Annotated in this window: 5 protein-coding genes; 2 read left to right on the top strand and 3 right to left on the bottom strand. The window is 71.5% G+C overall.

Going from position 1 to position 9166, the window contains the following annotated elements:
• Positions 1-116 precede the first annotated feature (116 nt).
• A complete protein-coding gene (locus AB0D08_RS04650) occupies positions 117-356 on the bottom strand; it encodes a hypothetical protein (protein ID WP_359886195.1) in 240 nt (79 codons plus the stop codon).
• Positions 353-1861, bottom strand: a complete 1509-nt coding sequence (locus tag AB0D08_RS04645) for a PspC domain-containing protein (protein ID WP_035980770.1) — start codon at positions 1859-1861, stop codon at positions 353-355. Before AB0D08_RS04645 ends, AB0D08_RS04650 begins: the two co-directional genes overlap by 4 nt.
• Before the next feature lie 255 nt (positions 1862-2116).
• On the opposite strand from AB0D08_RS04645, the gene AB0D08_RS04640 reads away from it, so the two are divergent.
• The gene (locus AB0D08_RS04640; protein WP_233289093.1) at positions 2117-3487 is read left to right on the top strand and encodes an ATP-binding protein; all 1371 of its coding nucleotides are present in this window, start codon (positions 2117-2119) and stop codon (positions 3485-3487) included.
• Positions 3480-4172, top strand: a complete 693-nt coding sequence (locus AB0D08_RS04635) for a response regulator transcription factor (protein ID WP_033821322.1) — start codon at positions 3480-3482, stop codon at positions 4170-4172. Before AB0D08_RS04640 ends, AB0D08_RS04635 begins: the two co-directional genes overlap by 8 nt.
• A 201-nt stretch (positions 4173-4373) precedes the next feature.
• Here the strand turns inward: AB0D08_RS04635 and AB0D08_RS04630 are convergent, their stop codons facing one another.
• On the bottom strand, positions 4374-8561 hold the full coding sequence (locus AB0D08_RS04630; protein WP_359886194.1) for a ricin-type beta-trefoil lectin domain protein: 4188 nt from the start codon (positions 8559-8561) through the stop codon (positions 4374-4376).
• Between the last annotated feature and the right edge of the window lie 605 nt (positions 8562-9166).

Below are 9166 nucleotides of genomic sequence, written 5' to 3'. Positions count from 1 at the left end.
TCGGCGCCGATCTGCAGCCACAGATCGCCGTCACCGCGCGAGCGGTCGAGGGCGTCGCCGGGGATCTCGGCCCGCGCCCGCGCCGGGGCCGACCGGCCGCCCGTCCCCGCTCGCGTTCACCGCTCCGGGTCCGGCGGTGGCGGCGCCACCGGCGGCCGCTGCGGCCGCCCGCGCCGCGCCATCGCCGCCACCGCGCCGACCAGCCCCGCAACCCCGAGCACGATGAAGGTCACCGGGACGACGATCCGCCCGTCCACCGCGTCGTTGTTCAGCGAGGACACCAGGTAGACCACCGCGACCACGGTGAACAGCGCCCCCGAGATCAGTGAGAACGGATCGAGCCGGTGCTTCCTCATCCCTGGACCACCTTCATGTCACCCACACCCAGGACCAGTTTCAAATCCAGCGTGCCCTTCGAGGCCCGACCGCCGACCGGGTGCAGCTCGAGCTCCCGGCCGTTGTCCCCGCCCGACAGGTGCTCGTCGTCCGGCAGCCGGACGTCGCCGATCAGATTGCTCACCCGCAGCCGGACGTCGACGTCCGGCGGCAGCAGCACCGTCAGGTGGCCCGCGCCGACCCGGACCGAACTCTCCAGCGTCGCCCCGGCCGGGTCCAGGCCGCGCAGGTCCAGGCCGGCGTCGCCCGCCCCGAGGGTGTACTGCGGCTGCAGCTCGGCCGCCGACGCCGGCGCCCACTCCCGGTCCCCGAAGGACGTCCGCACCCGGGCGTCGGTGGCCCCGACCCCGGCCAGCGCCACCGTCAGCAGCAGCGCCGGCACCACCAGCCCCTTGGCCCGGCCGAACTTCGCGCCCACCAGCATGGTCAGCCCGAGCACCAGCAGCGCCGCCGCCAGGACCGCCGACACCCGCGCCCCGTCGCCGTGGTCCTGCCCGGCCGCCCACACCGCGCCGCCCACCCCGACCGCCGCCACCAGGCCCAGCGGCCCGAGGAAGGACCGCGGCCGCCGGTCGCGCACCGCGGGCGCCCCGGCCGAGGGCCGGTCCGCCGGTGCCTTGCGCAGCGGATCACCCTCCGGCAGGTCCGCCCGCTGCCACCAGGGCCGCGCGGCGGCGCCCGGCGGGCCGCCCCGGCCCGGGCCCTGCCCGTACGGATTGCGCTCCGGATGGCGCGGGTCCCACAGGTAGCCGCTCGGCCCCGGCGGCGGGGTGTCGGCGGGCACCGTCCCGGCCGCCCTGGCGCGGGCGTGCTCCTCCCGGGCCGCCCGCCAGTGCTCCTGCATCAGGCCGCGGCGCTCGGCCCACTGCGCCTTGAAGTCCTCGGCCCCGAAGTTCTCGCCGAAGCGCCCCCGCCACCCCGCCGCGCCGAGCTGCCCGTCCGGGTCGTCCGGCCGGTCCTCCGGTCCGTCGTACGACCGGTCGTACGGGCCGCCGGGCCGGTCCGCCCGGCCCCGGCCCCTCGCCCGGCGACGGCGCTCCGGGTCGTAGCGGACCGCGAGGAACACCAGGCCGCCGAGCAGCATCAGCGGGAAGAGCTGGTCGCCGTCGCCCATCGAGGAGAAGAACACCCCGATGCCGATCACCGTCAGCAGCACCGCACCGACCGACTGCCCGTCGACCCGCCCGGTCAGCACCCGCTGCAACTCGGTGCGCCCGCTCCCGTCGGCGTCCGCCTCGCGCGGCACGATCAGCCAGGCCAGGCCGTACAGGAACAGCCCGAGTCCGCCGGTCAGGCAGAGCACCGCGACCACCACCCGGAACACCACCGGGTCGATGTCCAGATGCCGGCCGAGCCCGCCGCACACCCCGGCCACCACCCGGTGCCGGTCACTGCGGGTCAACGGGGGCCGCGGCGCGCCCTCCGGCGGGGCGTCGGCCGCCCCCGTGCTCTGCTCGTCCGTCATGGCCACCATCCTGCTGGCTCCGCCTCCCCGGCCCAAGCCCGGACGGCCCGGGCCCGACCCTGAACTCCCCCTGATACGGCACTCAGGGCCCTACCCTGATGCGCCCGCACCCGCGTACATGTGACCATTCGTGGCGTGGCAGCCCCCGGCACCGAACCCCAGCCCCCCGCGACCCCGTCCGCCGTTCCCGACGACCGGTCGACGACGGGCGCCGACCCGGCCGCGGCCGGCGCCGCGCCGCCGCCCTACCGCCGGCTGTACCGCAGCCCGCACGGGCGGATGCTCGGCGGCGTGGCGCACGGCCTCGCGGTCCACCTCGGCCTGCCGGTCACCTGGGTCCGGGTCGCCTTCGTCCTGCTGTTCTTCGCGCAGGGCATCGGGGTGCTGCTGTACGCCGCGTTCTGGTTCGTGGTGCCGATCGGCATCGGCGAACCCGCCCCCGGCAGCGCCACCCGCTGGATCTACCGGGACGGCGGCTTCGTCCGGGTCGGCGCCGACGAGCCGGGCGACAGCGCCGAGTTGACCAAGGGCCGCCGGCCCGGTCCGGGGCGGCTGCGCGACCTGCTCCAGCGCACCTTCCACGGCGAGCCCGCCGTCGGCGGCCCCGGTGAGGCGGCGGCGCCGGGCGCGACGGCCGACAACGGCGCCACCGGCCGCGGCGGCGTCGGCCAGCTGTTCGCGCTGCTGCTGCTGGTGGTCGGCATCATGGCGCTGCTCAGCGCCCTGCACATCCAGACCGCCAAGCCGTACGTCTGGCCGCTGCTGATCGTCGGCGTCGGCGTGGCGCTGGTCTGGCGGCAGGCCGACGACTCGCGCTGGCAGCGCTGGTTCGGGCTGGAGGAGGCCACCCGGCGACGCGGCGCCTACACCCGGGTGGTCGGCGGTGTGCTGCTGGTGGTGGCCGGCATCATCGCCTTCCTGGTCCTCCAGGACAGCAGCTCCACCCTGGGTTCGGTGATCGAGGCCTCGCTCGCCGTCCTGGCCGGCGTCCTGGTGCTGGTCGGCCCGTACGCGCTGCGGCTGTGGCAGGACCTCGGCGCCGAGCGCACCGCCCGGATCCGGGCCCAGGAGCGTGCCGAGATCGCCGCGCACGTGCACGACTCCGTGCTGCACACCCTCACCCTGATCCAGCGCAACGCCGAGGACGCCAAGGAGGTGCTGCGGCTCGCCCGCGCCCAGGAACGCGAACTGCGGCTGTGGCTCTACCGTCCGGAGGCCGCCGCCGAGGACGCCCCCGACACCCTGGCCGAGCGGATCCGCCAGGTCGTCGCCGAGGTCGAGGACCGCCACGGCGTACCGGTCGAGCTGGTCTGCGTCGGCGACTGCGCGATGGATGAGAAGATCTCCGCGCAGATGCAGGCCGCGAGGGAAGCGATGGTCAACGCGGCCAAGTACGGTGGCGGGGGACCGGTCCAGGTGTACGCGGAAGTCGAGGGGCGGACGGTGTCCGTGTTCGTCCGCGACCACGGCCCCGGCTTCGACCCCGACACCGTGCCCGAGGACCGGATGGGCGTACGGGAGTCGATCATCGGCCGGATGAGGCGCAACGGGGGCACCGCCAAGGTGCGCCCGGCGCCGGACGGCGGCACCGAGGTCGAGCTGGAGATGGAGAGAGCAGATGTCTGAGGCCGAGGCCGTGGCAGCCGGACCGGAGCGGACCGCCCGGGTGGTGCTGGTGGACGACCACCGGATGTTCCGCACCGGGGTGCGGGCCGAGATCGGGCGTACCGAGCTCACCGGCATCGACGTGGTCGGCGAGGCCGACGACGTCGAGTCGGCCGTCCAGGTCGTCGCCGAGACCCGGCCGGACGTGGTCCTGCTCGACGTCCACCTGCCGGGCGGCGGCGGGGTCGAGGTGCTGCGGCGCTCGGCGCCGCTGATGGGGGACGCGGGCGGGGTGCGGTTCCTGGCGCTGTCGGTCTCCGACGCCGCCGACGACGTGATCGGCGTGATCCGCGGCGGCGCCCGCGGGTACGTCACCAAGACCATCACCGGCACCGACCTGGTCAACGCGATCTTCCGGATCGCCGACGGCGACGCGGTCTTCTCGCCCCGGCTGGCCGGCTTCGTCCTCGACGCCTTCGCCGCCACCGACACCCCGCCGGTCGACGAGGACCTCGACCGCCTCACCCAGCGCGAGCGCGAGGTGCTGCGGCTGATCGCCCGCGGGTACGCGTACAAGGAGATCGCCAAGCAGCTCTTCATCTCGGTGAAGACGGTGGAGAGCCACGTCTCGGCGGTCCTGCGCAAGCTCCAGCTCAGCAACCGCCACGAACTGACCCGCTGGGCGGCGGCCCGCCGGCTGGTCTGAGGGACGGCGAACGAGGAGTAGGGCCGTGGACTGAGCGGTCGGTCCGGCCCGGCTGCGGACGGAAACCTCTGCTAGGGCGTCCGCCGGGCCGGAGGACAGACAGAGGCCGGCCCTCGGACACGTTCGAGCTGTGTCCGAGGGCCGGCCGCCGGCTACCTGCGGGAGGCCCACATAGGGGCCCGGACAGACCGGTGCGTCAGGTCAGCCGAGCGGGCGGGTGAGCCAGCGCTGGGCGTTGGTGCCGTTGCAGTCCCAGAGCTGGAGCTGGTTCCCGTTGGCGACGTTGACGTTGGGGATGTCGAGGCAGCGGTTGGAGTTGGGGTTCAGAAGCGATCCGTCCGGGCGAATGTGCCACTTCTGGTGGGCGCCGCCGTTGCAGTCCCACAGCTCGATCTTGGTGCCGGCTGCGGTGCCGGCGGCCGTGGCCTCCATGCACTTGCCGTTGATCTGGACGGTGCCGTCCTGCTGGGCGGTCCACTGCTGGGCGGCAACGCCGACGCAGTCCCAGACCTGGATGACGGTGCCGTTGGTGGTGCTGTTGTTGTTGTCGTCGATGCACTTCGCCTTGGCGGCGTCGGAGACGATCGGCCCCGTCAGGCTGCCCGGGTTGATCGCGTAGTCGTTGATCACGACGTCGGCGATGCTGCCGCTGTAGAAGTTGTTGGCCCTGCTCTGGTACTTGTACCGGCCGAGCACGATCGAGCCGGCCGGGGCGAGCTTGGTCGAGTGGTAGCCGGTGGACGCGAGAGCGCCGTTGACGAACAGGGTCGTCTGGTTGGTGACGCTGTTGTAGCTGATCGTCAGCTCGGTCCACTCACCGACGCGGACGCGGGCCGCGGCATTGCGCAGGTTGGTCGTGTCGTACGGCCAGGCGCCGCTGTCCTCGACCGACATGCCCAGGTGCCAGTTGACGTAGCCGTCACCGAGGGTGGCGGGCCACACCATGAAACCGCTGTCCTGGGTGTTGTCCTGGCTGATCACCACACCATCGGTGAGCTGGTCGGCCTTGGTCCAGAGGGAGATCGAGAAGGACTTGGTGGTGTCGACCTTCAGGTTGTTGAAGTCGATCTCGCCGTCGGTGCCGTTGAACTTGGCGACGTTGGTGGCCTTGCCGTTGACGGTGTCGGCGCCGAAGGTGACGCCGCCCTTCACCGTGCCGGGGGTCTTGCCGTAGGCGTCCTGGGTGATTCCGCCGGAGCTGGTGGACAGAGCGATGCGGTCCACGGGCGCGCGGGTGTCGCCCTGATCGCTGGAGTTGGTGTCGAAGGAGGAGACCGGGGTGGCGGTGGTGCCGCCACTGGTCTTGCCGGTCCAGAACTGCAGGTGCTTGTTGGTGTCGATCGCCCAGAGGTCGGCGATGCCGTCCTTGGTGGCGTCGGCCGCGCCGATCTGTGGGTACTTGGCGACGGTGTAGGTGCCGATGGTACGGGCGGCCGCACCCTTGGGGTCGGCGAGGGCGCTCAGATCGAGCGTGCCCGAGCCGTCGGTCTTGACCTTGATGTCGTAGGCGCGGAGGGTGCCGTCGGCACGGTCGCGGGACCAGAGGGTGGGCTGAGCGGTGCCGCTGGCAGTGCCGGGGTTGATCAGGTCGAAGTTGGCCCAGTTGCCGGTGCCGGAGACCTTGACGGCCGCGGCGTCCAGGCTGTTGGTGGTGTCCGCGCGGTAGAGCCAGAGGTTTCCGTTCTCGACGGCGAGCAGGGAGGTCTGGTTCTTGCTGGCGATGCTGTCGGAGGAGCTGACCGGTGCCTTGAGGGCTCCGAGCGCCAGGATCTGGGTGGTCTTCGACCAGTCGCCGGTCCAACCGGCCGGCGCGGACGGGAGGGTGGCGCCGGTGACCGGGTCGGCCCAGGTGGTGGGCTTGGTCAGGACGCCGGCGTCCTTGAAGGTGCCGTCGCCCTTGTTCTGGTACAGGTAGAGGTTCTTCGCCATCTCGGCGGTCGCGTTGGTCCACGCGAAGGCGTCGTCGACGCCCATCGAGCGCAGCGCGCCGCGGTGGGTGGTCTGGACGTTCTGCCAGCCGACCGGGACGGTGCCGTTCAGCGGGGAGAGGCCGAGCGGGGCGGCCTGGGCGATGGTCGGGTCGGTGTCGGCCGGCATCACGCGCAGGTTGCCGGCGCCGTCGGCCTGGAGCAGGTCGGCCCGGCCGTCACCGCTGAGGTCGCCGGGGACGGCAGCGCCGGTCACCGGGTCCCAGGGGGCGTAGAACGTGTAGGGGAACGGCTGGCTGTAGTTGCCGGCCACGTCCATGGACTGGGCGAACAGGATGTTCGTACCCCAGGTGGTGGGCGTGAAGTTGAAGGTGCCGGTGCTGCCCTTGATGACCCCGGCGTCGTTGCAGGACCAACCGGTGACCGGGGTCGGGTCGGTGGTCCAGCGGGTGCAGGCGACACCGGAGGCGGCCAGGCCGTTGGCCGGTGCCGGGTCGGTCGCGGTGACGGTGAAGGTGCCGGACTCGCGGACCTTCTTCTTCGGCACGACGTTCAGGGTGCCGCTGGCCGGGAAGTCGGTGGAGCTGATGGTGACGGCCGGCGCGGTCTTGTCGACGCGGAAGTAGCACCACGGGGTCTCGCCGGAGGTGAGCCACCCGTCGCTGACGTTGGCGGTCCAGCCGTAGCGGTGGCCGTCGGCGAGCCCGCCGACCGACACCGCCGCGTCGCCGTTGTAGCTGCCGATCGGACCGGTGTGCGGGGTCTGGCCGGCGTTGGAGTCGTTGTCGTCCCACATCCGGAACGTGGTGTCGAGGCCCGTGCCGATCGGGGACCAGCTGCTGGTGTGCAGGTAGATGTTCTGGTTGGCACCCACCCAGCCCGGCTGGTACCAGGCGGCTCCGCCCGGGGTCTGGCAGTCGTTGTGCGTGTCACCCATCACCGGGTCGGCGTTGTAGCCGGGGGTGGGGGTGGTACGCGGGTACCAGATGGTGGGCGTGACGTCGTAGTTGATCGCGATGTTGGGGTCGGCGCCCAGGTGGTGGCGGTAGAGCTTCTCGCCCTCGTTGTCCGGGGCGAAACCGACGGTCCAGTTGTTCCACCTGTTGTCCGCGGCGTGCTGCATCCACCACGTCACGTCGTAGTTCATGGTGCCGGTGCCGGTGATCCAGTACGTGCCGACCTTGTTGCAGCCGTTCATGTTGCCGGTGCCGCAGGGCTGGTTGTTCCAGGTGGTGGTACCGGAGAACTGCGGGGTGTCGTACAGGTTGATCGGCGAGTTGGTGCCCGGGGCGGCCGCGCTGTTCACCGGCACGTACATGGTCGCGCTGGAGATGGTGGCGGTACCGCGGGAGCTGTCGGAGAAGAGCACCGACGGGATGCCGAGCTGGTAGTACGACCGGTAGCGACCGTAACCGGTGCAGTCGGAGTAGCCGCAGTAGCCGATGCCCAGGCTGCTGAGGGTGTTGACGTTGGCGGTGTCCTTGTGGTTCTCCTGCACCTGGGCGTTCACCTGGCGGGTCGCGTTGGCGCTGACCGTCGGGTCGAGGTACCAGGGGCCGGCGCCCTTGCCGAAGGTCGCCTGGTCCGGCGTCAGGTCGATGCCGGTCTCGGTGGCCTTGATCGCCATGGTGGAGACGGTCGCGCCGTCACCCGGGTCCTTGGCCGTGGACTTCTCAGTCGCGGACCTGCGCTCGACGGCGCCGGGGGCGGCGAACAGCGACTTCGGCGCGGCCTTGGCCGACTTCAGCTGCGGGGCCGGCGGGGCGACCTCCGCGGAGTCCCACTGGAACGGGGTGGGAGCGTGCATCCGCTCCTTGCCGTTCTCGTCGGTGATCGAGACGTTTCCGGCCTGGTCGTTGGCGACCTTGAGGCCCGCGGCCTTCACCGGGAAGTGCAGGGTCCTCAGACGCGGGTCGGCCGCGGCCGCGGCGGTCTTGACCACGATCACGTCGCGCCAACCACCGTCGGGCAGGGCGCTGACCTGGAGGTCCACGTCCGGCAGGACCGAGGCGTAGGTCGCCGTGGCGCCGTCCAGGGTCGGCTTGGGCAGCGCGAACGGCGCGCTGACCGACAGCTTCTTGCCGTCCGCAGTGGTGATGGTGGCCAGCGGGCCGGTGCCGCCGCCGGAGAGGGTCAGGCCCTGGGAGGTGACCGCCGGGGCGAGGGTGCCGTCCGAGCCGGTCCGCAGGGTGGTGTCGAGGTTCTTCCAGCCGCCGTCGCGCTTGGTGCGCACGTCCTGGGCGTGGGTGTTCGCCGTGACGGTGTGCCCGTCGGGGCTGGCGACGCTCTCACTGCTCTCGGTGGTCAGCGCGTCGATGGTGACGGGCTTCCCGGTGGCCTTCGCCTTCGCGAGCGCATCGTGGATCGCCTTGCCCGTCGCGCTGTCGGCCGGCTTCTGGTCGGCCTGGGCCGGGGCGGTGCTCCCGGACGGGGTCGGGGTCGGCGTCGCTGTGGCGGCCATGGTGACGGGCGACGACAGCACCGTGAGACCGATGGCCGTCGTCACGGCTATCGCGGCGCGGCCGAGCAGGCCCCTGCCGTTGGTTCTGCGTGACCGGGGAAGGCCACTCGAAGATGTTGCGGCGGACATGGAGATCCGGGGTTCCCTCCCACAGGCCTGCCTCTTTCACGCAGGCGTTCGGTCAGGAACGATGCAGTGTCGGTGATATGAGGGTCAAGCCGATACCTCGACTTGACCTGCCTTGCCCGATTAATGGTCGTTCGTACGGCGAAATGAGGGGTTCCGAATTGGGCGATTTCCGACCCTAAGGGTGGGACGCCCGCGTCCGATCGCTATGCCACGAAAGGTGGATCCATACCCTGTATGGAGAACTCATGATGTTCGGCGCCGCGAGGGTGGGTCGATTTAGGTGCCCATGACAATTGTCTCGCATTCTGGAATTTACCACGGCTGAATTTCCAACTGTGCTTGATGTGGCGGTAGTTGGTGGCGATCTTCAACTGGGATGGGAGTGTGCGATGCGCCACCGGGGCTACGATTTGGCTGCCGAGCCGGGTAGATGTCCCCTTGGCTGATGGGTTGTCATGCATTGCCCTTTTTAGTGG

The sequence above is a fragment of the Kitasatospora sp. NPDC048540 genome (assembly GCF_040651175.1).
GTDB lineage: Bacteria > Actinomycetota > Actinomycetes > Streptomycetales > Streptomycetaceae > Kitasatospora.
This window is presented reverse-complemented; position numbering and strand designations above follow the sequence as displayed.

Coding starts and splice junctions, on each gene's coding strand:
- AB0D08_RS04635 (WP_033821322.1), top strand. CDS start 3,480: ATGTCTGAGGCCGAGGCCGTGGCAGCCGGACCGGAGCGGACCGCCCGG.
- AB0D08_RS04630 (WP_359886194.1), bottom strand. CDS start 8,561: ATGGCCGCCACAGCGACGCCGACCCCGACCCCGTCCGGGAGCACCGCC.
- AB0D08_RS04650 (WP_359886195.1), bottom strand. CDS start 356: ATGAGGAAGCACCGGCTCGATCCGTTCTCACTGATCTCGGGGGCGCTG.
- AB0D08_RS04645 (WP_035980770.1), bottom strand. CDS start 1,861: ATGACGGACGAGCAGAGCACGGGGGCGGCCGACGCCCCGCCGGAGGGC.